The sequence below is a fragment of the Conexibacter sp. CPCC 206217 genome, assembly GCF_030646165.1.
In the GTDB taxonomy this organism is placed as follows: Bacteria; Actinomycetota; Thermoleophilia; order Solirubrobacterales; family Solirubrobacteraceae; genus Conexibacter.
In genome coordinates this window covers 142,462-166,939 of the sequence record NZ_JAUTDO010000006.1, presented here as the reverse complement: position 1 = coordinate 166,939, position 24,478 = coordinate 142,462, and the positions used below count along the sequence as shown (strand labels likewise).

General features: G+C 73.0%; 21 protein-coding genes. 9 read left to right on the top strand and 12 right to left on the bottom strand.

The window, feature by feature from the left end:
• Positions 1 to 33: 33 nt before the first annotated feature.
• A complete protein-coding gene (locus tag Q7L65_RS17790; protein WP_304723108.1) occupies positions 34 to 1,701 on the bottom strand; it encodes a GMC family oxidoreductase in 1,668 nt (555 codons plus the stop codon).
• A 92-nt stretch (positions 1,702 to 1,793) separates the two neighbouring features.
• Between Q7L65_RS17790 and Q7L65_RS17785 the strand changes: the two genes are divergently transcribed.
• On the top strand, positions 1,794 to 2,555 hold the full coding sequence (locus Q7L65_RS17785) for an IclR family transcriptional regulator (RefSeq protein ID WP_304723106.1): 762 nt from the start codon (positions 1,794 to 1,796) through the stop codon (positions 2,553 to 2,555).
• Between the two features lie 36 nt (positions 2,556 to 2,591).
• Here Q7L65_RS17785 and Q7L65_RS17780 read toward each other — a convergent pair whose 3' ends face one another.
• The 3 genes from Q7L65_RS17780 to Q7L65_RS17770 are packed head-to-tail and all read right to left on the bottom strand — an operon-like array spanning position 2,592 to position 5,637.
• On the bottom strand, positions 2,592 to 3,062 hold the full coding sequence (locus Q7L65_RS17780) for a hypothetical protein (RefSeq protein ID WP_304723105.1): 471 nt from the start codon (positions 3,060 to 3,062) through the stop codon (positions 2,592 to 2,594).
• Between the two features lie 56 nt (positions 3,063 to 3,118).
• On the bottom strand, positions 3,119 to 4,045 hold the full coding sequence (locus tag Q7L65_RS17775; protein WP_370552588.1) for a formylglycine-generating enzyme family protein: 927 nt from the start codon (positions 4,043 to 4,045) through the stop codon (positions 3,119 to 3,121).
• Positions 4,046 to 4,092: 47 nt separating this feature from the next.
• Positions 4,093 to 5,637 carry an arylsulfatase gene (locus tag Q7L65_RS17770; RefSeq protein ID WP_304723102.1) on the bottom strand — a complete coding sequence of 515 codons (1,545 nt, stop codon included), beginning with the start codon at positions 5,635 to 5,637 and terminating at the stop codon, positions 4,093 to 4,095.
• Positions 5,638 to 5,742: 105 nt separating this feature from the next.
• Here Q7L65_RS17770 and Q7L65_RS17765 point away from each other — a divergent pair, with 105 nt between their 5' ends.
• Positions 5,743 to 7,191, top strand: a complete 1,449-nt coding sequence (locus Q7L65_RS17765) for an AarF/ABC1/UbiB kinase family protein (protein ID WP_304723101.1) — start codon at positions 5,743 to 5,745, stop codon at positions 7,189 to 7,191.
• Positions 7,192 to 7,256: 65 nt separating this feature from the next.
• Here the strand turns inward: Q7L65_RS17765 and Q7L65_RS17760 are convergent, their stop codons facing one another.
• Positions 7,257 to 8,303, bottom strand: coding sequence for an NAD(P)-dependent alcohol dehydrogenase (locus Q7L65_RS17760; protein WP_304723100.1), 1,047 nt, complete (start codon positions 8,301 to 8,303; stop codon positions 7,257 to 7,259).
• A 101-nt stretch (positions 8,304 to 8,404) separates the two neighbouring features.
• On the opposite strand from Q7L65_RS17760, the gene Q7L65_RS17755 reads away from it, so the two are divergent.
• Positions 8,405 to 9,388 (top strand): helix-turn-helix domain-containing protein, encoded by a 984-nt coding sequence (locus tag Q7L65_RS17755; RefSeq protein WP_304723099.1) that lies wholly within the window; start codon positions 8,405 to 8,407, stop codon positions 9,386 to 9,388.
• On the opposite strand, the gene Q7L65_RS17750 is transcribed toward Q7L65_RS17755, so the two are convergent.
• Positions 9,328 to 11,988 carry a hypothetical protein gene (locus tag Q7L65_RS17750; protein WP_304723097.1) on the bottom strand — a complete coding sequence of 887 codons (2,661 nt, stop codon included), beginning with the start codon at positions 11,986 to 11,988 and terminating at the stop codon, positions 9,328 to 9,330. The two genes, Q7L65_RS17755 and Q7L65_RS17750, sit on opposite strands and share 61 nt — an antisense overlap.
• A gap of 172 nt (positions 11,989 to 12,160) precedes the next feature.
• Between Q7L65_RS17750 and Q7L65_RS17745 the strand changes: the two genes are divergently transcribed.
• Positions 12,161 to 13,576, top strand: a complete 1,416-nt coding sequence (locus Q7L65_RS17745; RefSeq protein ID WP_304723095.1) for a hypothetical protein — start codon at positions 12,161 to 12,163, stop codon at positions 13,574 to 13,576.
• A gap of 75 nt (positions 13,577 to 13,651) precedes the next feature.
• Here Q7L65_RS17745 and Q7L65_RS17740 read toward each other — a convergent pair whose 3' ends face one another.
• Positions 13,652 to 14,548 carry a LysR family transcriptional regulator gene (locus Q7L65_RS17740; RefSeq protein ID WP_304723094.1) on the bottom strand — a complete coding sequence of 299 codons (897 nt, stop codon included), beginning with the start codon at positions 14,546 to 14,548 and terminating at the stop codon, positions 13,652 to 13,654.
• Between the two features lie 74 nt (positions 14,549 to 14,622).
• Here Q7L65_RS17740 and Q7L65_RS17735 point away from each other — a divergent pair, with 74 nt between their 5' ends.
• Positions 14,623 to 16,140: an aminotransferase class I/II-fold pyridoxal phosphate-dependent enzyme gene (locus Q7L65_RS17735; RefSeq protein ID WP_304723093.1), complete on the top strand. Its 1,518-nt coding sequence runs from the start codon at positions 14,623 to 14,625 to the stop codon at positions 16,138 to 16,140.
• A gap of 78 nt (positions 16,141 to 16,218) precedes the next feature.
• On the opposite strand, the gene Q7L65_RS17730 is transcribed toward Q7L65_RS17735, so the two are convergent.
• From Q7L65_RS17730 to Q7L65_RS17715, 4 genes are read right to left on the bottom strand one after another with little or no spacing between them, the layout of a single operon-like run.
• Positions 16,219 to 17,199 carry a hydroxymethylglutaryl-CoA lyase gene (locus Q7L65_RS17730; protein ID WP_304723092.1) on the bottom strand — a complete coding sequence of 327 codons (981 nt, stop codon included), beginning with the start codon at positions 17,197 to 17,199 and terminating at the stop codon, positions 16,219 to 16,221.
• Between the two features lie 59 nt (positions 17,200 to 17,258).
• Entirely contained in the window at positions 17,259 to 18,071 is an 813-nt protein-coding gene (locus Q7L65_RS17725) for a hypothetical protein (protein WP_304723091.1), read from the bottom strand.
• Positions 18,072 to 18,130: 59 nt separating this feature from the next.
• Positions 18,131 to 19,567, bottom strand: a complete 1,437-nt coding sequence (locus Q7L65_RS17720) for a HAMP domain-containing sensor histidine kinase (protein ID WP_304723089.1) — start codon at positions 19,565 to 19,567, stop codon at positions 18,131 to 18,133.
• Positions 19,564 to 20,334, bottom strand: coding sequence for a response regulator transcription factor (locus tag Q7L65_RS17715; protein WP_304723087.1), 771 nt, complete (start codon positions 20,332 to 20,334; stop codon positions 19,564 to 19,566). The genes Q7L65_RS17720 and Q7L65_RS17715 overlap by 4 nt, the downstream gene beginning before the upstream one ends.
• 113 nt (positions 20,335 to 20,447) lie before the next feature.
• Here Q7L65_RS17715 and Q7L65_RS17710 point away from each other — a divergent pair, with 113 nt between their 5' ends.
• The 4 genes from Q7L65_RS17710 (at position 20,448) to Q7L65_RS17695 (ending at position 23,656) form a co-directional block, all read left to right on the top strand.
• Positions 20,448 to 21,137, top strand: a complete 690-nt coding sequence (locus Q7L65_RS17710; protein WP_304723085.1) for a DedA family protein — start codon at positions 20,448 to 20,450, stop codon at positions 21,135 to 21,137.
• Entirely contained in the window at positions 21,134 to 22,012 is an 879-nt protein-coding gene (locus tag Q7L65_RS17705) for an undecaprenyl-diphosphate phosphatase (RefSeq protein WP_304723084.1), read from the top strand. The genes Q7L65_RS17710 and Q7L65_RS17705 overlap by 4 nt, the downstream gene beginning before the upstream one ends.
• A gap of 110 nt (positions 22,013 to 22,122) precedes the next feature.
• The gene (locus Q7L65_RS17700; protein WP_304723082.1) at positions 22,123 to 22,794 is read left to right on the top strand and encodes an ATP-binding cassette domain-containing protein; all 672 of its coding nucleotides are present in this window, start codon (positions 22,123 to 22,125) and stop codon (positions 22,792 to 22,794) included.
• A 103-nt stretch (positions 22,795 to 22,897) separates the two neighbouring features.
• On the top strand, positions 22,898 to 23,656 hold the full coding sequence (locus tag Q7L65_RS17695) for an ABC transporter permease (protein WP_304723080.1): 759 nt from the start codon (positions 22,898 to 22,900) through the stop codon (positions 23,654 to 23,656).
• Between the two features lie 88 nt (positions 23,657 to 23,744).
• On the opposite strand, the gene Q7L65_RS17690 is transcribed toward Q7L65_RS17695, so the two are convergent.
• Complete coding sequence (locus tag Q7L65_RS17690; RefSeq protein WP_304723078.1) at positions 23,745 to 24,464, bottom strand: type 1 glutamine amidotransferase; 720 nt, start codon at positions 24,462 to 24,464, stop codon at positions 23,745 to 23,747.
• Positions 24,465 to 24,478: the final 14 nt, after the last annotated feature.

The following is a 24,478-nucleotide window of genomic DNA, read 5'->3' as shown; positions in this document are numbered from 1 at the left end:
CCGCTTGCCGGCCACGCTCGCACCGACCCGCCGTCAGCCCGCCGCCAACAGCTCTGCCGCGCGCTCGGCGACCATGATCGCCGGGATGTTCGTGTTGCCGCGCGGGACCGCCGGCATGATCGAGGCGTCGACGACGCTGAGTCCCTGCAGGCCGTGCACGGCGCAGCGCGGATCGACGACCGCGCCGTCGTCGGACGCCGCGCCCATCCGGCACGTGCCGGCCGGGTGATAGGTGCCGAACGTCCGTCTGCGCACCGTCGCCGCCGCCCATTCGCGCGTGCGCATCCGCTGCTCGTCGACGTCGCGCTCGGCGATCCCGTACGTGATCATCAGCCGCCGCAGCTGGTCGGGGCCGTCGAGCAGGCCAGCGATCGCGCGCGTCACGAGCAGGTTCGCGAGTCCCGGCTGGTTCAGCCGCCGCACGACGCGCGAGAAGCCCGCCGCGAACAGCTCGTGGCGCAGCCCGCGCACCGCCTCGTCGCCCATCAGCTCGACCGCCAGCTGCAGCCCCGCGACCATCCGCTCCATGTCGCGCGGATCGGTCAGCATGCGGAAGCGGACGTCCGGCGCGGCGCCGTCGTGATGCGCGGAGGTCGCCGCCACGCTGCCGCGCGAGTGCGGCGCGACGAGGCAGGTCCCGACGCTGGCGACCGCCTCGCCGAGGCCGTGCCAGGAGGACTTGTTGATCACCAGCGTCATCATGTCGCCGTCGCTGCCGCCGTCCAGCGCCGAGCTCCAGCGCAGGCCGGCGTTGAACTGCGGGCGCAGCAGCGGCGACTGGCGCGCCCGCTCGGTCAGATGCGTCGCGAGGTACGCGATCGGATGGTTCTGCAGGTTCGCGCCGACCCCCTCGCGCGCCAGCAGCGGCGTCACGCCGAGCCGCTTCAGCAGCGCCGCCGGCCCGACGCCCGAGCGCTGCAGCAGCACCGGCGAGTGGATCGCCCCGGCGGACAGCACGACGTGTTGCGCGTGACGCGCCTCGCGGCGTCCGTCGCGCGTGACGACGGTGACGCCGACGCAGCGATCGCCCTCGAACAGCAGCCGCTCGACGGTCGTCCGCGCCTCGATCGTCAGGTTCGGCCGCGCGCGCGTGTGCGCATCGAGGTAGGCGGAGGCAGACGAGACGCGGCCGGCGAGCGTGCCGCTGATCGGGATCCGGCAGTAGCCGTCCTCGAAGCTGCCGTTCATGTCGTCGACGAGGGCCCAGCCGCGGCGCTCGGCCGCCGCGCCGACGGCGCGGCAGAACGGCGGCCACTCCTCGACGCGATGGCGGCGGATCGCGACCGGCCCGTCGGCGCCGTGCAGCGGGCCGCCGAAGTCGCGGTCGCTCTCCAGCCGGCGAAAGTACGGCAGCACGTCGTCCCACGCCCAGCCGCGCACGTTCCAGCGGTCGTAGTCGCCCGGCAGGCCGCGCACGGCCATCATCCCCATCACCGACGAGCCGCCGCCCATCACCCGGCCCTGCAGGAAGTCGCTCTTGACGCCGCTGCCGTCGCCGCCCTGGTCGGCCTGCAGGCCACGCCACATGTAGGCGCTGTTGTAGTAGGAGCGCGGGTAGAGGTCCTCGACGTCGGCGGGCACGGCGCCGGGAGGCGTGTCGCGTCCGGACTCGACCAGCCGGACCTCGGCGCCGGTGGCGCTGAGCCGGTTCGCGAGCACGCAGCCGGCGGACCCGCCGCCGACGATGAGGAAATCGGTCATTTGTGCATCTTACGCAACATCAAACGCCTCACGCAACTTATTTGGCGGGTCGGGTGGTGATCTCATGCATCACGTTGCATAATGTGCAACTGATGACGGCGATGGACAGGGAGACTGGGGAGGTGCGCAACGGAGCGTCGCAGCTCGATCGCGGGCTGCACGCGCTGGAACTGCTCGCGCACGGGCCGCAGTCCGCGGCCGCGACGGCGGCGGCGCTGAGCGTCAACCGCAGCACCGCGCTGCGCCTGCTGCAGGTGCTGGAGAACCTCGGCTACGTCCGCCGCGACCCCCGCTCCAAGCGCTACGCAATCGTCTCCGAGCGCTTCATCGGGATGGCGAACGGGAGCCACGTCGACTGGCACGAGACGATCAACCCGGTGCTCGAGCGGCTGCGCGACGAGGTCGGCGAGTCGACCCTGCTGGCGACGCCGGCCAACGACGTGATGGTCTACGTCAGCTACTTCGACTGCGACCACACCGTCGCGGTGCGCGAACGGCTCGGGACGGTGCGCCCGATGCACGCCTCGGCGCTCGGCCGCGCATGGCTGTCGGCGCTGCCGGCGGCCGAGCTGGACGCGGCGCTGGGCCGGATCGACTACTCCGGCGGCACGCGCAGAGCGGCGTCGGGGCCGTTGGAGCTGCGCCAGAGGGTCCGCGACGCGCGCCAGCGCGGGTGGGCGGCCGAGAGGGGCGAATCGGTCGAGGGCGTCAGCTGCGTCGCGGTCCCCGCCTACATCGGCGAGGTCCCCGTCGGCGCCGTCGCGATCTCCGCCCCCACCGGCCGCATGGACGACGAGACGCTGATGCGCAACGGCCGCCTGCTGCAGGACGCGATCGACCGGCTGCGACGATGACAGCGCCGGTCCCGGCAAACGAAACCGGTCACACCACTAGCCGACCGGCACGCCCGTCGCGACCGGCCGACGGGCGCGCTCACGCGCCGCCGCGCCGACAAGCTGAACGGCGCCGCTGCGCGCGACGAGCGTGCGCAGCGCGGGCAGCTCCGCGGCCGCGGCCGGATCGGCCGGCGCACCCACGAGGACGATGTCGAACGCACGCTCGCGCAGCGCTGCGCGAACAGCGTCGGCGGCGCGTCCGTGGCGCACGAGGCGCTCAGTCGCTCCCGCCCACGGGACGGCAGAATCGATCTCCGCCAGGCGCGCATGCGCTGCTCGGTCCAGCTCGTCGGCCAGCACGTCACCGCCGCCGGTCAGCAGTCCGGCAGCCTGCGCCAGCAGCCGGGGACGCCGCATGCACGCGAGCAGCGTGATGCGGTCCTCCGCCGACGAGGCGCGCCGTGCCGCCAGTTCCAGCGCCGCGACGCCTCCATCGACGTCGAGCGCGACCACAAGGGTGTTCATCGTGGGTCCTCTCTCCTACCGCGAGAGAGCACCGTACCACGCTGCGCCAAGCGCAACTAGTGCGTCAACTGCAACATTGCGCCATGCAAGGCGCAGCGGAAGCCGATGTGACTCATGCCGGTGTCGACCATCTGGGGGCGGCGGGCGGCGGGGCGGTAACGCAGGCAGTAGCTGTCGGCGCACAGGAACGAACCGCCCTTGATGACCTTGCGTGCCACTTCGAACTGCGGCTGGGCGGGGTCGAGGCTGTCGCGCTCCGGCCCGCCGCGCGGGTCGCGCGGCACGCAACACGGGCTCCCCGCCGGCTCAGGGTGGCGCGACGAGAACCAGTCCGCGGTCCATTCCCAGACGTTGCCCGCCATGTCGAACACGCCCGAGCCGTTGGCGGGGAACGAGCCGACCGGTGTCGTGCGGCCGTAGCCGGGCGCCGGCCGCCAGGGAAAGTCACCGTGCCAGTAGTTCGCCAGCCGCTCGCCGCGCGGCTCGGGCTCGTTCCCCCACGTGTACGTCGTCCCGTCCAGCCCGCCGCGAGCCGCCAGCTCCCACTGCGCCTCCGTCGGCAGCGTCTTGTCAGCCCACGCGGCGAACCGCTCGGCGTCCTCGTACGCGACATGCACGACCGGGTGCCGCTCGCGCCCGTCCAGTGACGAGCCCGGTCCCTCCGGGCGCCGCCAGCACGCCCCAGGGGCCCATGCCCACCACTGCGACAGGTGGCGCAGGTCGACCGGACCGGGCGTGCGCCGGAAGACGAGCGACCCGGGCACGAGGTTCTCGGCGGGCGCGCCCGGGAAGTCCGCCGGGTCCAGCGGCCGCTCGGCGACGGTCACGTACCCGGTCTGCGCGACGAAGGCGGCGAAGTCGCGGTTGGTGACCTGGTGGCGGTCGATCCAGAACCCGCTGACCGTGACGGAGTGGGCCGGCGCCTCCTCGCGGTAGTGCGCGTCGGACCCCATCAGGAAGGTCGCCTGCGGCACCCACGCCATCTCCGCGACCGCCGCCGAACCGCTGCCGGGGGCCGGCCCGGCCACGCTCATCGTCCCGAGGTCAGCACGGTCTCCAGCTTCGCGACGACCTGGTCGATCGTGAAGCTCGCGGCCTTCTGACGCGGCGGAAACTCCTGGAACGTCTCCAGCACCTGCGCGACGAGCGTCGAGGCCGCGAGGATGATGTAGTCGTTGTCGAACAGCCAGTCGTAGTAGGTGTTCGACGTGACGTCGGCGCGCTCGTACGGGTCGGTCCGCAGGTTGTAGAGCTTGGGCACGCGCAGCGTGACGAACGGCTCGGCCCAGACCTGCAGCGTGCCCTGCGCGCGCTGCTCCATGAAGACGACCTTCCAGTTGTCGAAGCGCAGCGCGAGCACGTCGCCGTCGTCGGAGAAGTACATGAACCCCTTGCGCGGCGATCTGTCGGCCGCGCCGGTCAGGTGCGGCAGCAGGTCGTACCCGTCGACGTGGACCCTGTAGGTGGTGTCGCCGATCGTGTGGCCGGCCTTCAGCTTGTCGACGATCTCCGGCTCGCCGGCCGCCGACAGGAACGTCGGCAGCCAGTCATGGTGCTGGACGATCTCGTTGGAGATCGACCCCGGCGCGATCCGGCCCGGCCAGCGGATCAGCTGCGGGACGCGGAACGCGCCCTCCCAGTTGGTGTTCTTCTCGCTGCGAAACGGCGTCATGCCGGCGTCGGGCCAGCTGTTCATGTGCGGCCCGTTGTCGGTGCTGTAGATCACGATCGTGTCTTCGGCCAGGCCAAGCGCGTCGAGCTTGTCGAGCAGCGTTCCGACGACCTTGTCGTGGTCGATCATCGTGTCGTGGTAGGGCGACTGCCACCGTCCTGCCTGTCCGACGCTCTCCGGCTTCGGGTGCGTGCGGAAGTGCATGTGCGTGGTGTTGAACCAGCAGAAGAACGGGGTGTCCGCGGCGGCCTGGCGGTCGAGGAAGTCGATCGCGTGGTCGAGCACCTCGTCGTCGATCGTCTGCATCCGCTTTCTCGTCAGCGGCCCGGTGTCCTCGATCCGCTGACGCCCGACGCGCCCGTAGCGCGGGTCCTCGGCCGGATCGTCCTCGTCAGTCGCCCACGAATGGATCACGCCGCGCGGTCGGAAGCGCTCGTTGAAGCCCGGGAAGTCGTCGGCCGGCGGCCAGTTCGGCGACTCCGGCTCCTCTTCCGCGTTGAGGTGGTAGAGGTTGCCGAAGAACTCGTCGAAGCCGTGCACCGTCGGCAGGTACTTGTTCAGATCGCCGAGGTGGTTCTTGCCGAACTGCCCCGTCGCGTACCCCAGCGGCTTCAGCAGCTCCGCGATCGTCGGATCCTCCGCCTGCAGGCCGACGTCCGCGCCCGGCATCCCGACCTTGCTCAGGCCGGTTCGGAACACGCTCTGCCCGGTGATGAACGACGACCGGCCCGCCGTGCAGCTCTGCTCGCCGTAGGAGTCCGTGAAGCGCATCCCCTCGTCCGCGATCCGGTCGATGTTCGGCGTCCGATAGCCCATCAACCCGTCGCTGTAGCAGCTCAGATTCGAGATCCCGATGTCATCTCCCCAGATGACCAGGATGTTGGGACGCTGAGCTTCAGACATGCGGACCTCCTCGAAGGTGAGACACGAAAGAACGAGCGGCGCTGACACGCCTGCGCTGGCGGCGTCGGCCACAGGCTACTGCGCCTGCCCCGCTACCCTCCAAGCGTGAGTGCCGAGCCCGACGAGGACGTACAGCCCGAGGCCGGCAGACTTCCGACCGGCCGGGTCGCGCGGACGGCGCGGGTCGGCGGGCTCGTCGCCGGGCAGGGGCTGCGGTGGGCGGGGATGCGGACCGCGAATCGCATGCGCACGCCCGAGCGCGCCGCGGAGGCGCAGAACGACCGCACCGCGGCGCTCGTCAACCAGCTCGTCGAGCAGCTCGGGCAGATGCGCGGCGCGGCGATGAAGGTCGGCCAGATGATCTCGATGGTCGAGTTCGACGGCCTGCCCGAGGAGCAGCAGGACGAGCTGCAGCGCAGACTCGCGGCGCTGCGCGACGACGTGCCGCCGGTCGCCTTCGCCGACCTCGAGAAGCTGCTGCGCAAGGAGCTGGGCGGGCCGCTCAGCCGCGTCTTCTCCGATTTCGACGAGCGCGCGTTCGCCGCCGCCTCGATCGGCCAGGTCCACCGCGCCACGACGCTCGACGGCGACGACGTGGTCGTCAAGGTCCAGTACCCCGGCGTCGCGGAGGCGGTCGAGACCGACCTGCGCAACGCGACGCTGCTGCTGCCGCTCGTCAAGCGGCTCGCGCCCGGCCTCGACGCGAAGGCGCTGTCGGGCGAGATGCGCGAGCGGATCGGCGAGGAGCTCGACTACGAGCTGGAGGCGCAGAACCACCGCCGCATCGAGCGGCTGCTGCGCGGCCACCCGTTCGTGCGCGTCCCGCACGTCCACACCGAGCTCTCGACGCGGCGCGTGCTCGTCTCCGAGTACGTCGAGGGCGAGCGCTTCGAGGCGGTCCGCCGCGCCGGGGAGCCGGTCAGGGACCGCTACGCGGAGATCGTCTTCCGCTTCTTCTTCGGGCTGCTGTACCGCGAGCGGATCGCGCTCGGCGACCCTCACCCCGGCAACTACCTGCTGTGCGCCGACGGCCGCGTCTGCTTCCTCGACTTCGGCCTGCTGCGCGACGTCGACGCCAACCGCGTCGACGACGAGCGCGCGATCGCCCGCGCCGTGCGCGACAAGGACGCGGCGGCGCTGAAGACGGCGCTGCGGACCGGCGGCTACCTCCCCCGCGACCGCGCCGACGCGGTCGACGCCGACTTCGCGCTGAGACTGATGCGGATGGCGATCAAGTGGTACGCCGTGCCGGGCGAGCGCCGCTTCACGCCGGACGACGCGCGCGGCGGCCCGGGCGGCCCCGGGGGCGCCGACGGACGCGGGCGCGAGCGTCCCGACGCGGAGCAGCGCGCCGCGATCAGAACGCAGATGAACCAGTTCACGCTGCCGCCCGACGCGCTGCTGATCCGCCGCATGCACGGGATCGTCGCCGTCGTGCTCGGCCAGCTGCGCGCCGGCGCCGACTGGGGCGCGATAGCCGCGGAGTACCTCCACGGCGCCCCGCCCGCGACGCCGTTGGGCGAAGCCGAAGTCGCCTGGCGCCCGCGCCGCTGAGCAACGCCGCTTTTCGAACCGCTGCGGTACCGAGAGTGCCGCTGCTCGTTCGGTGCGACGCGCGCCTACGCCTGCGCGAACGTCGCGGCGTCGATCACGACGCGGTAGCGCGCTCTGCTGGCGGCGATCCGCTCGTACGCGTCCGCGATGCCGTCAGCGCCGATCTGCTCGATCCAGGGGCGGACGCCGTGCTCGGCGCAGAAGTCGAGCATCGCCTGCGTGTCGCGGATGCCGCCGGTGTTGGCGCCCGTGATGCTGCGCCGCATCAGCGCCAGCAGCATCGGCGTGTACGACGTCTGCTCGGGCGGGATCCCGACGTTGACGAGCGCGCCGTCGGCGTGCAGCAGCGTCAGGTAGGGATCGAGTTCGAGGCTCGCCCCGACCGTGTTGAGGATCAGCTCGAATCTGCCGGCGAGCTCCGCGAACGTCCGCGGGTCGGAGCTGGCGTAGTAGTGCGACGCGCCGAGTCTGAGGCCATCGTCGCGCTTGGAGAGCGTCTGGCTGATCACCGTCACCTCGGCGCCCATCGCCTTCGCGAGCTGCACGCCGACGTGGCCGAGCCCGCCCATCCCGACGATCGCGACCTGCTTGCCGGCGATCTCGCCGCGCTCGAGCGGCGTGTACGTTGTGATGCCCGCGCACAGCAGCGGCGCCGCGTCGGCCAGCTCCAGCGCGTCCGGGATCGCGACGACGAATCTGTCGCTGACGACGATCCGCTGGCTGTAGCCGCCGTCGGTCGGGTTGCCGTCGTGGTCGAGGCTGCTGTACGTCAGCACGAGTCTCGCGCAGAACTGCTCCTCGCCCGCCGTGCAGTACTCGCACGCGCCGCAGGAGTCGACGAAGCAACCGACGCCGACGCGGTCGCCGACGGCGAACTTCCTCACCTCGGCGCCGACCTGCGCGACCGTGCCGGCGATCTCGTGGCCCGGCACCATCGGGAAGATCCCGACGCCCCAGTCGTCGTGGACCTGGTGGATGTCGGTGTGGCAGATGCCGCAGAAGGCGATGTCGATCAGCACGTCGTGCGCGCCGACGTCGCGCCGCTGGATCGTCGTCGGCTGCGGGATCACGCCGGCCGACGGGGCTGCGAACGCTGGTGTGGGAATGGACATGTCGCCGAACGTAGTCGCGTGCAGCGTGCGCGAACGGACCCCGTCGAGGGTGGCTCCAGCAGGGTCTGGCTGGGCTCGATGCGGCGGCTATCGTGAGGTGGATGTCAGCCGACGACGACCGGCCGCTGCGAGCCGGGGCCGCGCGTGACGAGCGTGCCGCGCCAAGCGCCGACAACCCCCTCGGCGCCTTCCTGCGCGCGCGGCGGGAGCAGCTCGCGCCGGAGCAGGCGGGCTTCGCCGACGACTACCGCCGCCGGCGCGTGCCGGGGCTGCGGCGCGAGGAGCTGGCGCTGCTGGCCGGCGTCAGCGCGCCGTACTACGCGCGGCTGGAGCAGGGCCGCGACCGCCGCCCGTCCGCCGAGGTGCTCGACGCGCTCGCGCGGGCGCTGCAACTCGACGCGGACGAGACGCGCCACCTGCACGCGCTCGCGATCCGCCCGCCAGCCGGCAGGCGTCCGCGCAGCAGCCGCCCGGAGCGCGCCAGCGAGCCGTTGCAGCGGCTGCTGGAGCGGCACGTGGACGTGCCCGCCTACATCTACGGCGCCACCAGCGAGGTGCTGGCCGGCAACCGCCTCGCCGCGCTGCTGCACCCCAGCTACCAGCCGGGTCGCAACCTCGTGCGCGACTACTTCCTCGACGAGGAGTCGCGCGCGCTGTACCTGCCCTCCGAGCGCGCGGAGATCGCGGTCGAGGCCGTCGCGATGCTGCGCTCGCTCGCCGCGGCCGACGCGGACGACCCGCGCATGACCGAGCTGGTCGGCGAGCTGTCGCTCAAGAGCGACGAGTTCCGCCGCCTGTGGGCGCGTCACCACGTGCGTGACAAGGGACCCGGCACGAAGCGCTTCCTGCACCCGCTGCTGGGCGAGCTGACGCTCGACTACGAGGCGTTCACCGTCACCGGCGCCGACCGCCAGCAGCTGCTCGTCTTCCACGCGATGCCCGGCAGCGACTCCGAGCGCTCGCTGAAGCTGCTGACGACGCTCGCCGCCGAGCCGCGCAGCGCGGCGGCGGGCGCCGCCGCGCCTCAGTCCTCCGGTCTCGCCATCCAGTCCGGGAAGTCGTGCGAGAACGGCAGGTCGCAGTAGGGCGCGTTCGGGTTCGCGTAGAGGTCGCGGCCGTCGAAGTTCTTCGCGTCGAAGAAGCGCAGCGGGTCGATCCCGAGCCCCGGCGTCTCGTCGGTCGGAGCGTCGAACAGCCGTCTGCCGAGTCTGCGCGTCGGTGGGCTGCCGCCGCGCGTCGCGAAGCGCACGACCCAGTACGGCTGCGTCGCTCTGGCCGCGTAGCCGACGTTCGTTCTCACCATCAGGTGCGGCTCGAGGTATCTCCACGGGTAGCGCTGCTTGTAGGTGCCCAGGTGCGGGTTGAAGCCGCACGAGGTCTGGCGCGGCGTCTCGCCCGCCATCGTGTGCACGAGGTCCGGGAAGGCGGCGCCGAACAGCTCGCCCGCGACCCACTGGCCGGTCGCGACACGCATCGCTCTGAGCGTGATCGCGTCGCTGGCCGGCAGCCGCCAGTCGCTCAGGATGTGCCGCGTGACGGCCTGCATCTTGCCCCAGTCGCTGACGATCAGCTGCTGCTGGGCGATCAGCGCCTCCTGCGCCTGCACGAGGTTGTCGCGCAGCTGCGTGGCGAGCGCGTCGGCGCGCACCGGCAGCTCGGAGCCCGCGACCGGCTTGCCCTTCTCGTCGGACAGGAACGAGATCAGCCCCATGACGGCGTTGAGCCCGTGGATCGCCGAGCCGATGCCGCCGAAGTACAGCCCCGCGACCTCGGTCGCGTGCTCGAACAGCTCCGGCAGATAGGCGCCGGACTTGTTCTCGCCGGCCGGCTGGATCGCGTCGTAGATCTCCTTCGCGATTCTTCTGACGTCGACCTGGCCGTCGCTCTCGGCGCGCGGCAGGATCGACGACAGCTGCTCGAAGTAGGTCTTGATGTGGACGATGTCCGACATCTCCTCCAGCAGCTGAGCCTTGACGCTGCTGAACTCGGCGGCGCTGAAGCCGCGACCCTCGCCCGGGTAGGTCATCGCGCGCAGGCCGCTCGCCAACTCTCCCCACGCCGCGCGGTAGCTCTCGTAGTACATGCGGCGGATGTCGCACGACGCGGCGGTGAAGGAGCAGACGCGCAGGTACTCGCCGATCGCGGTCTGGGCGGCGCGCTGGCCCGGCGTCGAGAAGGCCGGGAAGGGCGTGCCGTCCTGGTAGGCGATGGCCGGCAGCTCCGCCGTCTGCCCGCCGTTCGGCGAGGCGATCAGCGGCTCGTAGGCGTACGCGTGCGTGCGCGTCAGGATGCCTGACAGCTGCGCCTTCTCGACGTCCTCGGGGTCGCGCGTGCCGGGCAGCGAGCTGACTTCCACCGACGGGCGCTCGCCGCCGAGCCGCCCGACGAACGCGTACTCGCTGCTGCCGTCGAAGGAGGCGATCAGCGAGCGCGTCGCGCCCAGCCGCAGCAGCTCTCTGATGACGTGGTTCCAGTCGTCGGTGCCGGTGACCGGTCTGCCGATCGTCTGCACGAACACGACCGGCTGCCCCGGCCCGTCGATCGCCTTCTCCAGCGCCGCCGCCAGCAGCACCTCGCTGTACGCCTGTATCTGCCCGTCGACCGGGTAGACGGCGTCGGCGATCTGCAGACCGTTGATCGGGTTGATCGCGACGACGTGGAAGCCGGCCGTGCGGCCCGCCGGCAGCGTGCCGGTGTAGTCGTTGCCGCCGATCCGCATCTTGTTGGCGCGCGGGTTGCCGGTCGGCACGTCGGTGTCGAACGCGAGCATGTCCGGGCTGACGAGGTCGTACTGCTGCGTCGCGGTGTTGCGCTGCAGCAGCCCGCGGAAGGCGCCGACGGCGTACTCGTTGTAGCGGTTGATCCGCGTCCACGCCGAGCCGGTCGCGCCGCCCGCCACGCCGGCGAGCGTGAACGGCACGCCGAGGCCGAGGTCGCGCTTCTGGAAGGCGGTCAGGTCGGCGCCGCCGAGCAGCTTCAGCAGTCTCTCGGCGAGGTCGAGGTTCGCTTGCTCGATGCCGCGGTAGCCGGAGACGATCATCAGGTATCTGTCGCGGGTCTTGTATCTGTCGGCGAGCGCGATCAGGTCGCCGAGGCCGGCGCGGCTGCGCGGCCTGTTGCCGGCGGCGACCTCTCTGCGCGTCGCGCGCTCCAACACGAGGTAGTAGAGCGCGCTCTCGTCGGAGCTGCGTCTGGTCCCCTCCACGCCTCTGCCGTCGATCCGCATCGCTTGCGAGCCGGGGTGCAGCGTGTCCAGCTCGACCCCGATCGGCGGGTCGTCCGGCGTGACGGTGACGGTGAGCGTGTCACGCCCCGCGCCGAGCGGGCCGTCGGGACCGTCCCCGTCGGCCGTCAGCCGCAGCACGTACGTGCCGACGGTGTCGGCGGCGAGCAGCGGGCGCTCGCGCGTCTTCCCCCTCAGCTCGAAGCGCGCGCCGCGCGGGGCGTCGACGACGCGCCAGCGCACGCGCGCGTCGTCGTCGCCCTGCACGCCGCCGCCGGCGCCGAGCCGGACCGGCTGGTGGGCGCGGACCCAGAGGTCGTCGCCGGCGTCGACGCGCGTCTGCGCGCGGCCGGGGTCGGGATCGGCGAAGGCGATGGCCGCAACGGCGGCGAAGAGCACCGCGGCGAGCGCCGTCAGCGCTGCCGATCGGCGGACGGTGGAAGCGATGCAGCGCGGCGACATGCCCGCTAGCGTAGATCATTGCGAACGCTGTTCGGTTCGACCTGGACGCAATCCCGATCCCGGCGGCCACGCGCTCTCGTGCCCCTGGATTCGGTCGATTGGGCGGGTTAGCATCCGGGGTAGGACCTGGCCGCAGGACCGCGGCAAGCGGTCGATCGACTCCGGAGGCGCCGTGTCGCACCAACGCCTGATCCCTTTGCTCCTGCTCGTCCTCGCCGCCGCGTTGCTCGCGCCAGCGGCTGCCGGCGCCGTGCCGGTCGTCAGCGGCGAGTTCCCGCCAGCCGGGTTCGCCGACACGCCCGGCCAGCTCACGACCGACCCCGCCGGCAACGCCTGGGTCGTGCTCGGCGGCACCGACGACGTCGCGGAGGTCACGCCCGACGGCACGGTGAGAACGTATGACGCGACCGACATAGCCAACCCGGTCGACATCACGCTGGGGCCGAACGGCGACCTGTGGGTCTCGCAGGCGAACGGGGTCGCGAGATTCTCGCCGTCGGACCCCAGAAGAGCGACCGCCTACGCGATCCCCACGGTCGCCGGCAAACGTGGGATCACCACTGGTCCCGACCAGAACATCTGGTTCGTCGCCGGCGACCAGGCGGTCCAGGTCAACCCAGCTGACGGCAGAGAGATCAGAAGCTTCCCGGTCACCGGCATGGACGCGCGCGGGATCACGACCGGTGGCGGCAACCTCTGGATCGCCGACTTCGGCGGCAACCGCATCGTGCAGCTGACGACCGCCGGCGTCCCGACGTTCTACGACACCGGTGTCAACAGCGCCCCGCAGGAGGTCGTCGCAGGGTTGGGCGCGCAGGTCGGCTACACGGCGCCTGGCCTGGACCCGGACGAGGTCGGACTGATCACCCCTCCGGATCCGGCGATCCGCGTCCCCGCACCGAGAACCGACGCGACAGGCATCGCCTTCGGTCTCGATCAGGCGTACTGGGCGGCCGACTTCCTCTCGAGCGATCTGACCCGCTTGACCTCGACCGGCACCGTCACCACCTTGACCGGGCTGAGCGCCAACAGCGGCCCGCGCCAGATCACGGCCGGCCTCAACGGCACGCTCTGGGTCTCGCTCGAGACGTCGAGAAGAATCGCGCTCGTGACCGGCCTGGAGGCGCCGCCGCCGGTCGTGCCACCCGTGACGCCGCCGACGGGCCCGAGCCCGCCGAACCCGCCGCAGATACCGAACCCGCCCGGTGCTCAGCCGGTGTTCGCGAGAGTCTCGCTGACACGGACGATCACGCAGGGCAGATCGGCGACGCTGAGAGTCGCCGTCACGAGCGCGGGGACGGTCTTCGTGCGCGTCGAGCGCAAGCTCTCCGGGCGGCGCAGCGGCAGACGCTGCGTCGCGCCGACGAGAAGAAACCGCCGCGCGAGAGCGTGCTCACGGTATGTGACACGCGCGACGCTGAGACTGCCGGTCTCGCGCACGGGCAACGCGACCGGCAGATTCGGCGCGCGGCTGAGCGCGGGCTCCTACCGCGTCTCGATCAGCGCCGGCAACGCGGTCGGCACCGCGCGCACGTCGAAGCCGTTGACGATCAAGCCGCGCGCGAGAGCGAGACCGGTCAGACGCTGAGCTGAGCTGGCGCGGGCGGCCGCGAGCGCGGCCGCCCGCGGGCGGGCGGGCGGGCGGGCGGGCGGTGAGCGTCCCTCACACCTGTGCCATCAGCGCCGCAAGCAGCCGGTCCTGCAGCGCCGGCGCGAGCGACTCCAGGTAGGCGACCTGGACGGAGCGCACGACGCGGGCACGGGTGAGCGGGCGCAGGACGATGTCGTCGCGGATCGGGACCATCGCCAGGCGCGGCAGCAGCGAGACGCCGAGGCCGGCGGCGACGAAGCCCTGCGTCATCGAGAAGCTGTCGACGCGATGGGCGAAGGTCGGCTCGAAGCCCTCGCGGCGGCAGGCGCGCACGAGCGCCGCGAAGCTCGGGTCGTCGTCGTCGGGGGCGGCGATCCAGCGCTCGTCGCGCAGGTCGGTGAGCGCGACCGCCGCCTTCGCCGTCGCCGGATGCCCGGCCGGCAGCACGACGAGGTGCTCGTCGTCGAACAGGTGCAGGAAGCGCACGCCCGCCAGCGCCGCCAGCGGCTCCTCCGGCGAGGCGAAGACGAGCGCCGCGTGGACGCTGCGGCGCTGCAGCGCGACCAGCAGCTCAGGCACCTCCGCCTCCAGCACCTCGACCAGCAGGCCCGACTTCGCGAGCGCGGCCATCGCGCGCGGCGCCAACTCCGAGCCGGCGCTGGGAAAGGTGCCCAGCCGCAGCGTCGAGACGCCGTGCTCGGCGCGGCGGCGGACGTCGGCCTCGACGGTGTCGAGCTGCTCCAGCAGCTCCGCCGCGTGGCCGGCGAGCAGCGCGCCCAGCTCGGTCAGCCGCGCCCCGCGCGAGTCACGCTCGACCAGCCGCGCGCCCAGTCGCGTCTCCAGCCCCGCGAGGTGCTGGGAGGCGGTCGGCTGGCTGTAGTCGAGCTGCCGCGCCGCCGCGGCGATCGAGCCCTCGGCCGCGATCGCGACGATCAGGCGCAGGTCGCGCGCATCCAACTCTCGTGCCATCGGCTCAGCCTATAGCGGTTGGCCTGATCTCCGCTTGCCTGTGCGCGTTGCCGATAGCTACCGTCCGCGACACGATGACGCTCACGCAGACCCCCGGTACGGCGGGCGCGCCCCTCGCCGCCCGCAGCACCGAGCAGCTCCACGCCCCGTACGTCGAAGCGCTGCTCGCCTACGGGCACCGCGCACCGCAGCGGCTGCACGTCCCAGGCCACGGCGGCGGCGCCGGCGCCGACCCGGCCCTGTTCGCCGCGCTCGGCGCCTCGACCTTCCAGCTCGACATACCGCAGGACATCGAGGGCGTCGACATCGGCGCGCGCCCGACCCCGTACGAGCGCGCCGAGACGCTCGCGGCGGCCGCCTACGGCGCCGGCCGCACGTGGTTCCTGACCAACGGCGCTACGCAGGGCAACCAGGCGATCTGCCTCGCGCTGACGCCCGCCGGCACCGCCGCCGTCGTGCAGCGCAACTGCCACGGCAGCGTGATCGACGGCCTCGTCCTCAGCGGCGGCTCGCCGACCTACGTCACGCCCGGCTACGACGCCGGCCTCGGGATGGCGACCGTCGTGACGCCCGACAGCCTGCGCGCGGCGCTGCGCGAGCGGCCCGACGCGCGCGTCGCGATGCTCGTCTCGCCGACCTACTTCGGCATGGTCGCCGACGTCGCCGGTTGCGCGGAGGTCGCGCGCGAGGCCGGCGTGACGCTCGTCGTCGACTGCGCCTGGGGCCCCCACTTCGGCTTCCACCCCGCGCTGCCCGACAGCCCCCTGCGGCGCGGCGCCGACGTCGCGCTGACGTCGATCCACAAGCACGCCGGGAGCCTCACGCAGAGCGCGATGCTGCACGTCGCGCCCGACCGCGAGCAGCTGACCGAGAGAATCGGCCGCGCCGTGCGGCTGCTGCGCTCGACCTCCCCCAGCTCGCTGCTGCTGGCCTCGCTCGACGCCGCCCGCCGCCAGCTCGTCGTGCGCGGCGCGCGCGTGCTCGGCGACGCGATCGTCGCCGGCGAGCGACTGCGCGAGCGGGTCGAGGAGATCGACGGCTGCCAGGTGCTCGACCGCTCCTGGAACGGCCCCGCGATCGACGCGTGGGACCCGCTGCGGGTCGTCGTCGACGTGCGCGGCACGGGCGTGCCGGCGACGACGGTCGCGGCGCTGCTGCGCGACGTGCACGACGTGCAGCCGGAGCTGAGCACCCACACCAGCATCGTCTTCGTGATCCCGCTCGGGATGACCGCGACGACCGCCGAGCACGTCGCCGACGCGCTGCGCGAGGCGGTCGCCGACGGCGCGCGCGGCAGCTCCTCGATCCCGGAGTCCGTGCTCGCCGCGCCGCCGTCCGCCGAGCGGCCGCGCTGCTCCCCGCGCGAGGCATTTCTCGGCCGCGTCGAGCGCGTCCGCCGCAGCGCCGCGATCGGCCGCCTCAGCGCAGAGGCGATCAGCGCCTATCCCCCTGGCATTCCGGCGCTGCTGCCGGGCGAGCCGATCACCCGCCGCGCGCTCGACCAACTGCTGTCGCTGCACGCCGCCGGCCTGCGCCTGCACGGCGCGTCCGATCCGGACCTGAACACGCTTGTGGTGACCGCGGAGTCCTGACGCGCCACCGCTCGATCGGCATGCGCCGCCGGCGGAGCGCTCGTCCCCGCCCGCCGGTGTGCGCGGCCGCGCCTGCGGTCAAGCCGGTCGCGGGGCGCTCCACGCGACCGGTCCCGCCGTCAGCACGTGCGAGCCGAGCGGGCGGCCGAGCAGGTCGCGCACGGTGCGCGTCGCGTCGAGCAGGCGGTCGAGGTCGATGCCGGTCTCGACGCCCATCTCGTGCAGCATCGAGACGAGGTCCTCGGTCGCGATGTTGCCGGTCGCTGGCTGTCCGTCCGGCCCGCCCGACGGGCAGCCGCCCAGCTCGCCGAAGCTCGACTCGAACGACGTGACGCCGGCCTGCAGCGCCGCGAACACGTTCGCCAGGCCCTGCCCACGCGTGTTGTGGAAGTGCGCGGTCAGCTCGACCTGCTCCCCCAGCGCCGCCCGTGCGCCGCCGAAGAAATCCGCCACCTGCAGGGGGTTCGCCATCCCGGTCGTGTCGCCGAAGGCGATCTCCTCGCAGCCGGCGTCGCGCAGTGCGCGCGCGATCTCGAACACCCGCCGCGGCTCGACGCGACCCTCGTACGGGCAGCCGAACGCGGTCGCGATCGTCCCCTGGCGGCGCAGCCCGGCATCCCCGGCCCGGGCGAGCAGGCGGCCGATGCCGTCGAGCGACTGATCGACCGATCGGTTGACGTTGTGGCGGTTGTGCGCCTCCGACGCCGACAGGAAGACGTTGACCTCGTCGAAGCGCTCGCGCACCAGCAGCGCCTGCTCCAAGCCGCGCTCGTTCGGGATCAGCACCGAGACCGAGACGGCGTCCGGCAGCTCCAGCGTGCGCAGCACCTGCGCCGCGTCCGCCAGCTGCGGGATCACCTCGGCGCGCACGAAAGAGGTCACCTCCAGCCGCGTGATCCCGCTGCGCGCGAGCGCCTCGATCAGCGCGACCTTGTCCGCGGTCGCGAGCACCTCGGGCTCGTTCTGGAAGCCGTCGCGCGGGCCGACCTCGCGCAGGTGGACCCGCTGTGGCAGGCCTCCCCGATCGCCCGTCGTGTTGATCGCATGTACCTGAGACATCGCATGAGAATACCGAACGATTGCTCTAACTCCGAGGCTATACTCGGTCTCGTCGCAGCTCAGCCGTGCTCCTGGAGCGACAGCTCCGCGCGCGGTTGGTCGCGTCTGGTCACCGTCAACTCCGCGACGAGGCCGACGATCGTCAGCAGGAACAGCACGCTCGTCCAGGTCGAGCCGAGCCCGAGGCCGCCGTCGGCCGTCGGCTGGGAGAGCCAGTCGCCGATCGAGGCGCCGAGCGGGCGGGTGAGGACGTAGGCCAGCCAGAATGCCAACACCGGATCGAGTCTCAACTGGAAGTGCGCGAAGGCGATCGCGCCGACCAGCCCGGCGAAGATCGACGCCGAAGGGAAGTAGCCGAGGCTGAATCTCTCGGCGACGAGGTCGCCCGCGGCGGTGCCGAGCGCGAAGGTGAAGAGGATCGCGAGCCAGTAGAACGCCTCGCGGCGGGTCGTCGAGATCGTGTGGATCGAGAGCGTCCGCTCGCTCCCCCACCAAGCCGCAAAGGTGACGATCAGGGCAATCGAGAAGGCGATCGTGGTCGTCTGCAATGCGACGCCGTAGTTGTCGACGAGGTTGTCGGTGATGAGGGTGCCGACAATGCTCAGCAACACGACGGCGAGCCAGTAGAGCGCAGGGACGTAGCGCCGCGCGCGGAACTGGAAGACGAGTGCCACGACCAGCAGGCTGCCCATCAGGTACGTGGTGCCGGTGAGCCCCAGGCCGAGCCGCTCGTTGAGGTTGTCGGCCGCGGTCTCGCCGACCGTGGTCGCAAGGATCTTGATGATCCAGAAGGCGAGCGTGACCTCCGGGACCTTGTTCAGCAGCTTGCGGGCACGGCCGTTCGCGGCGCCTCGCTCGGCAAAGGTGGACATGCCGGCGACCGTCGCACGGCGCACCTGAATCCCGCCTGAACAGGCGCCTGCCCGGCGACTCAGCCGACGGCAGGCAGTCGCAGCACGACGTCGCCGCCGGTCCCAGTGGTGACATCGCCGCCGGCCGAGCGTGCGAGACGCCGCGCGAGCGGCAGTCCGAGGCCCGCTCCACCGGAGCTGCTGACGCCCGGTGCGAAGACGGCCTCCGACTGGTCCGGCGCGATTCCGTCGCCGTCGTCCTCGACGTGCAGCAGCACATCACCGCCGTCACGCTCCAGCCGCACCAGCACGCGCGAGCGGGCATGGCGGATCGCGTTGTCCAGCAGCGGAGCGAGCGCCTGGACGACGAGCTGCTGCTCGGCACCGACGCGCAGCGGCGTCGCGAGGCCGGCCAGCTCCACGCGCACGCGCTGGCGTCCGGCGGTCGAGCTTTCGTCGCGCTCGGCGACGGTCGCTGCCGCGCCGACCGCCTCTCGAGCGGCCGCCGTCGCGTCGCCGATGCCGCCGTTGCCGCCTTCCCCGCGGGCGGCTGACAGCAGCGCGTCGATGACCGATTGCATCCGATCCGTGCCGCGCAGCATCCGTTCGAGTGCGATCTGCACATCCGCGGGCGTGTCGGGGGCCCGCAGCGCCAGCTCCGCCTCGGCGCGCACGCCGGCCAGCGGAGTGCGCAGCTCATGCGCCATCTCGGCCGAGAAGCGCTGCTCGCGTCGGACGCTCGCGGCGATCCGCGCCAACAGCCCGTCGAGCGTGGCCGACAACGCGGTCAGCTCGTCGCGCGGCGGCCCGAGGTCGAAGCGCCGGTCGAGGTCGTGCTCGCTCCAGTCGGCCGCCTGCGCCGTCATGTCGGCGACCGGCTGCAGCGCCTTGCCGACCGCGCGCCGCGCCAGCAGCGCGCCGAAGACGACGATGCAGAGGTCGAGGAACGCGATCCCCAGCAGCGCGAGATGCTCGGTCCGCTCGTACGGATCCAGCGAGACGCCGACGACGACGGTCCCGATCCGTTCGGCGGTGGAACTCGCGTGGACCGGCTCCGCGCGCAGGCGCAGCTCCTCGCCGACGTCGCGCTCGGTCGGACGTGTGACGCCCACGAGCGAGCGGGCCGTGCGCTCGACCTCGGCGCTCGCGCGCGGGCGTCGCAGGACGCGCCCGTCGGCGTCGAAGACCCAAGCCTGCTCGTCGAGCACGTCGTCCGGCGTCCCGCGCACGACGGTCCGCCCATCGACCTGCGCGACCGCGGCCTGTTGCGCGTCGGCGCGTTCGTTCAGCGTCGAGGTGACGTCGTGGTCGAGCTGGCCGAACAGCAGCAGCAGCGCACCGGCGCTCAGCAGCGCCAGCCCGCCGGCGAGCACCGCCGCCGTCGCGAGCGTGACGCGATCGCGCAGGTCGAGCCGGCCGAGCAGCGCGGCGGCACGAGCGCGCAGGCCGCGCTCGCCACCGCGGGCCGCGCCGCGGTCCTCCGCGCCCTCGGGGTCTCGCTCGGGCGCACCGCTCACCGCAGCACGTACCCCACGCCGCGCACGGTCTCGATCCGCTGCACCGCCTCCAGCACGGCGAGCTTGCGGCGCAGGCGGGCGGTGTAGGCATCGAGCGTGTTGTCGTGGACGATCGCGCCGTCGGGCCACGCGGCGGCGACCAGCTCGCGGCGGCGCAGCACCTCACGCGGTCGTGCGACGAGCGCGGCGAGGAGGCGGAACTCGGTGGGCGTCAGCTGCGCGCTCCGCTCGCCGACGCGCGCGGCGTGCGCGGCGGGGTCGAGCCGAAGTCCGGCGGTGTCGACCATCTCCCCCGCCCCGCTCCGTCTCAGCAGCGCCCGCACCCGCACGATCAACTCGGCGAGGGCGAACGGCTTCGTCAGGTAGTCGTCGCCGCCCGCGTGGAAGCCGGCGAGGCGGTCGGTCAGCGCGTCGCGGGCGGTCAGGAAGATCACCGGCGCGCCGACACCGTGGCCGCGCAGGGCCTGGCAGACGTCGCGGCCGTCGGCGTCGGGCAGGCCGACGTCGAGCACGAGCAGGTCCGGCGGCGCGCTGCTGAACGCCTCGACCGCCTCGTGTCCCGTCATCGTCGCGCGCACCTCGAAGCCCTCGCCGCGCAGGGTCCGCACGAGCACCGAGCGCAGGTCGGCGTCGTCCTCGCACAGCCCGATCCGCGCCGCGCTCATCGCGTCGCGCCGCCCGTCGACGGCCCGATCCGCCCCGCCGCCATCGCGCTCGCGCCGCCGTCGCACGACCGGATCTGCACCGCCACCATCACGCTGCGCCACCTGCTCCGGACCCGTCGCAAAACCGCCGTCATCGCCTTGATCATGGCGGGTGCCGGGCCGATCGTCAGGTTTCAGTCAGGTTGCATTCAGGTCGCGACGCCATCGTGACCATCGTGTTCACGACCCCTCCCCTCGCATCGATCTCCGGCCAGCTCGTCGACCTCGTCGCCCGTCACGGCGTCGTCGCCGTGATCGTGCTGATGGCCGTCGACGCGCTGCTGCCGGTCGGCGGCGAGCTGACGATGCTGTACGCCGGCGTGATCGCGGCCGGCGTCGTCGCCGGCGCCGACGTCTCCGTGCTCGGCCTGCACCCGCACGCCGGCCTCGAGTCCTATCTCGTGATGGTCGCCGCCGGCACGCTCGGCTACCTGCTCGGTGCGCTCGCCGGCTGGCTGATCGGCGCGCGCGGCGGCCACCCGCTGCTGGAGCGCCACGGCCGCTGGCTGCACCTGCCGCCGCACCGCGTCGCCAGAGCCCAGCGCTGGTTCGACCGCTTCGGCGCGCGCGCCGTCTTCCTCGGCCGCCTGACGCCGCTGGTGCGCTCGTTCATCTCGATCCCGGCCGGCGTCTTCGGCAGCCCGCTGCCCGCCTACACGCTGCTGACCGCGGCCGGCAGCGCGATCTGGTGCGCGCTGTTCGCCGGCGTCGGCTGGGCGGTCAGCGACAACTGGGAGCAGGTCCACCACGCCTTCCGCTTCGCCGACTACGCCGTCGTCCTCGCCGTGGTCGGCGCGGTCGCGTACGTCGCCGTCCGCTCCCGTCGCAAGCCCGCGGCCGCGGGCGCGGGAGCCGGGCGACGATGAGCGATCCGATCTCGATCGTCCAGGGAATCGTGCTCGGCGCGCTGCAGGGTGTCGCCGAGCCGTTCCCGGTCTCCAGCCTCGGGCATGGCGTGATCCTCCCGTCGCTGCTGGGCTGGGACATCCATCAGAACGACGACTACTTCCTCAGCTTCCTCGTCGCGACTCACCTCGCGACCGCGATCGTCCTGTTCCTCTTCTTCCTGAAGGATTGGATCCGGATCGCGCGCGGCCTCGGCCGCTCGCTGCGCGACCGCCGCATCGACCCGCAGGACACCGACGCACGGCTCGGCTGGCTGCTGGTCGCCGGCACGCTCCCGGCCGGGATCCTCGGCCTCGCGTTGGAGCACGAGCTGCGCGACCTGTTCGCCTCGCCGACCTCCGCCGCGCTCTTCCTGACGCTCAACGGCGTGCTGCTGCTGGCGTTCGAGCGCTGGCGCCGGCGTGCGCCGGCGCCAGGCGACGTCCGCCCCGCCGCCGACGGCGACGCCCGGATCGCGAGCGCGCTGACGTGGCGCCAGGCGATCGGGATCGGGACCGCGCAGGCCGCGGCGCTGATCCCGGGCATCTCGCGCTCGGGCATGACGATGGGCGGCGGCCTGCTCGCCGGCCTCTCCAACGAGGACGCCGCCCGCTACGGCTTCCTGCTCGCGACGCCGATCATCGGCCTCGCCGCGCTCTACAAGCTGCCGGACCTGTTCGGCGGCGCCGGCGACGGCGTGCGCGGCGCGGCGCTCGCGGGCGCGCTCGCCGCGGCCGTCACCTCGTTGCTCGCGATCAAGTTCCTGCTGCGCTTCTTCGAGACCAACCGCCTCACCCCGTTCGGGATCTACTGCATCGCCGCCGGCCTGCTCTCGACCGTGCTGCTGGCGATCTGAGCGGGCGCGATGAGCCGTGACCGCGCGCGGCGGCGTGACGCGTGGAGCGGCCGCGTCGCGACGCGCAGTCCCGTGCGGACCGTCGGCGGTGCGAGGATGCAGCGGTGGACGTGAGCCGCACCGCCGCAGGGGCCGGACTCGTCGCGCGCGACCTTTGGCTCGTGCGCGGGGAGCAGCGCGCGGCGACCGCAGACGATCGCGGCGATCGTCGCCACGTGCTGCGCGGCGCCTCGATCGACGTGCCGCGCGGTGCCATCACGGCGCTGCTGGCGCCGTCGGGCGCGGGCAAGAGCACGCTGCTGCGCTGTCTCAACCGACTGCTCGAACCCGATCGCGGGACGATCCTGCTCGACGGCGCAGACGTCAGGACGCTGGAGCCGTGCGCGCTGCGGCGGCGCGTCGGGCTCGTCGCGCAGGAGCCGGTGATGCTGCCCGGCGACGTCGCCGCCAACGTCGGCTACGGACTCGACGCGCTGCCCCGCGAGCGCGTGCAGGCCGCGTTGGCGGCGGCCGGGCTCGACGCCTCCTTCGCGCCGCGTCGCGCCGACGCGCTGTCGGGCGGCGAGCGCGCCCGCGTCGCGATCGCCCGTGCGATCGCCCGTGAACCGGAGTTGCTGCTGCTCGACGAGCCGACCGCCGCGCTCGACGGCGACGCCGCCGAGGTCGTCGCCGCGACGCTCGTCCGGCTCGCGCGCGAGGGCCTCGGCATCTGCCTCGCCACCCACGACCTCGCGCTCGCCGAACGGATCGCGGACCGTTCGGTGGGGTTGGACGCGGCGTGATCGAGCGGCGCGCGATACGGGCCGGCGCGGCGCTGGCGGGCGCGGCGCGGGCGGGCGCGGCGCTGGCGGGCGCGGCGCGGGCTCGCTCGGGGGAGCCGCGCTGATGGATCGCGGCACGATCCAGGTCCTCGCGGCGTTCGGCTTCCTCGCGCTCGCGGCCGGGCTCGCGGCGTGGCTGCGGCTGGGGTTCGAGCGGGCGCTCGTGATCGCGGGGGTGCGGGCGGCGGTGCAGTTGGCGGCGGTCGGCGCGCTGATCGCGCTGATCTTCCGCGTGCCAGCGCTCGCGGTCGTGTTCGTCGCGACGATGGTGCTTGCCGCCGCGTTGACCTCGGGCGGGCGGCTGCGGGTGCTGCCCGGTGCGCGACGGCGCGCGGCGATCGCGATCGGCGTCCCGTCCGTGCTCGCGACCGGGCTGCTGCTGGCGGTCGGCGCGTTCGCCGCGACCCCGCGCGCGACGATCCCGACCGCCGGGATCCTGATCGGCGGCGCGATGGCCGCGACGACGCTGACCGGCCGGCGCCTGCTCGAAGGCCTGCACGACGACGCCGGCGAGATCGAGACGCGGCTGGCGCTCGGCGACGACGTGCGAACCGCCGTCTGGCCCGTCGCGCGCCGCGCGATCACCACCGGTCTCGTGCCCGCGATCGACCAGACCCGCAGCGTCGGCCTCGTCGCGCTGCCCGGCACGTTCGTCGGCCTGATGCTCGGCGGCGCCTCCCCCGCAACCGCGGCGCGCACCCAGCTCGTCGTGCTGCTCGCCCTGCTCGCCGTCGAGCTGCTCGCGGCGCTGATCGTCTCCCAGCTGATCGTCCGGACGGTCACCGAGCCGGGTGAGCGACTGCGGGAGGTGCCGCCGATCTAGCGTCGTGAGTCAGAGATTCGGCGGCAGCAGCGGGCGCCGCACGACACCAGCGGGCGCGGCGCGAACGTCAGCCGCGCGGCGCGTGCGCTCAGGCGCCGGCGGCGACCGCCGCGCAGCGCTGCGCGAACGCCTCGAACAGGCGCCGGCCGCGAGCGAGGTCGACAGCCTCGACGGCCGCGCGCAGGATCCGCTCGCAGCCGTCGCCGAGCTGCTCGCGAGCCTCGCCGGCCATCGACGGCTCTGCCAGCCAGAGGTCCAGCAGGGCGGCGTCGGCCTCGGGGTGGAAGAGCAGGCCCCACGCCGATCTGCCGGCGCGAAACGCCTGCACAGCGGTGGGTTCCGAGCGCGCCAGCGCGGACGTGCCGACGGGCAGCTCGATCAGTTCGCCGTGCCAATGCAGGACGGTCGTCGCCGGCGCGAGCGCGCGCAGCAGCGGATCCTCGTCGTCGAGCACCTCGACCGGCGAGAAGCCCAGCTCCAGCGCGGGCCCGGGCGCGACGCGGCCGCCGCGCGCGACGGCGAGCAGCTGCGACCCGAGGCAGATCCCGAGCACCGGCAGCTCGGCGTCGAGCGCGTCGCGCAGCCAGCGCACCTCGTCGGCCAGCCACGGCAGCCTGTGGACGTCGTTGACGCTCATCGGCCCGCCCATGAAGACCGCGCCGCGCACGCCGCCGACCGGCGGCAGCTTCGCCCCCGGCGAGAACGCGTCGTGCACGTGGACGGGCACGCCGTCGAACGCGTCGAGGATCCGGTGCGGTCCCTCCCACGGGACGTGGCGCACGACGAGCAGCGGCAGGTCTGACGACATGGCGGCCAAGGCTA

Bases quoted from the DNA above. Each gene is read 5' to 3' on its own strand.
- Q7L65_RS17755 (WP_304723099.1), top strand. From the start codon at position 8,405: ATGTCAGCCGACGACGACCGGCCGCTGCGAGCCGGGGCCGCGCGTGAC.
- Q7L65_RS17785 (WP_304723106.1), top strand. From the start codon at position 1,794: ATGACGGCGATGGACAGGGAGACTGGGGAGGTGCGCAACGGAGCGTCG.
- Q7L65_RS17735 (WP_304723093.1), top strand. From the start codon at position 14,623: ATGACGCTCACGCAGACCCCCGGTACGGCGGGCGCGCCCCTCGCCGCC.
- Q7L65_RS17725 (WP_304723091.1), bottom strand. From the start codon at position 18,071: ATGTCCACCTTTGCCGAGCGAGGCGCCGCGAACGGCCGTGCCCGCAAG.
- Q7L65_RS17690 (WP_304723078.1), bottom strand. From the start codon at position 24,464: ATGTCGTCAGACCTGCCGCTGCTCGTCGTGCGCCACGTCCCGTGGGAG.
- Q7L65_RS17730 (WP_304723092.1), bottom strand. From the start codon at position 17,199: ATGTCTCAGGTACATGCGATCAACACGACGGGCGATCGGGGAGGCCTG.
- Q7L65_RS17780 (WP_304723105.1), bottom strand. From the start codon at position 3,062: ATGAACACCCTTGTGGTCGCGCTCGACGTCGATGGAGGCGTCGCGGCG.
- Q7L65_RS17750 (WP_304723097.1), bottom strand. From the start codon at position 11,988: ATGTCGCCGCGCTGCATCGCTTCCACCGTCCGCCGATCGGCAGCGCTG.
- Q7L65_RS17695 (WP_304723080.1), top strand. From the start codon at position 22,898: ATGGATCGCGGCACGATCCAGGTCCTCGCGGCGTTCGGCTTCCTCGCG.
- Q7L65_RS17775 (WP_370552588.1), bottom strand. From the start codon at position 4,045: ATGGCGTGGGTGCCGCAGGCGACCTTCCTGATGGGGTCCGACGCGCAC.
- Q7L65_RS17790 (WP_304723108.1), bottom strand. From the start codon at position 1,701: ATGACCGATTTCCTCATCGTCGGCGGCGGGTCCGCCGGCTGCGTGCTC.
- Q7L65_RS17760 (WP_304723100.1), bottom strand. From the start codon at position 8,303: ATGTCCATTCCCACACCAGCGTTCGCAGCCCCGTCGGCCGGCGTGATC.
- Q7L65_RS17740 (WP_304723094.1), bottom strand. From the start codon at position 14,548: ATGGCACGAGAGTTGGATGCGCGCGACCTGCGCCTGATCGTCGCGATC.
- Q7L65_RS17705 (WP_304723084.1), top strand. From the start codon at position 21,134: ATGAGCGATCCGATCTCGATCGTCCAGGGAATCGTGCTCGGCGCGCTG.
- Q7L65_RS17770 (WP_304723102.1), bottom strand. From the start codon at position 5,637: ATGTCTGAAGCTCAGCGTCCCAACATCCTGGTCATCTGGGGAGATGAC.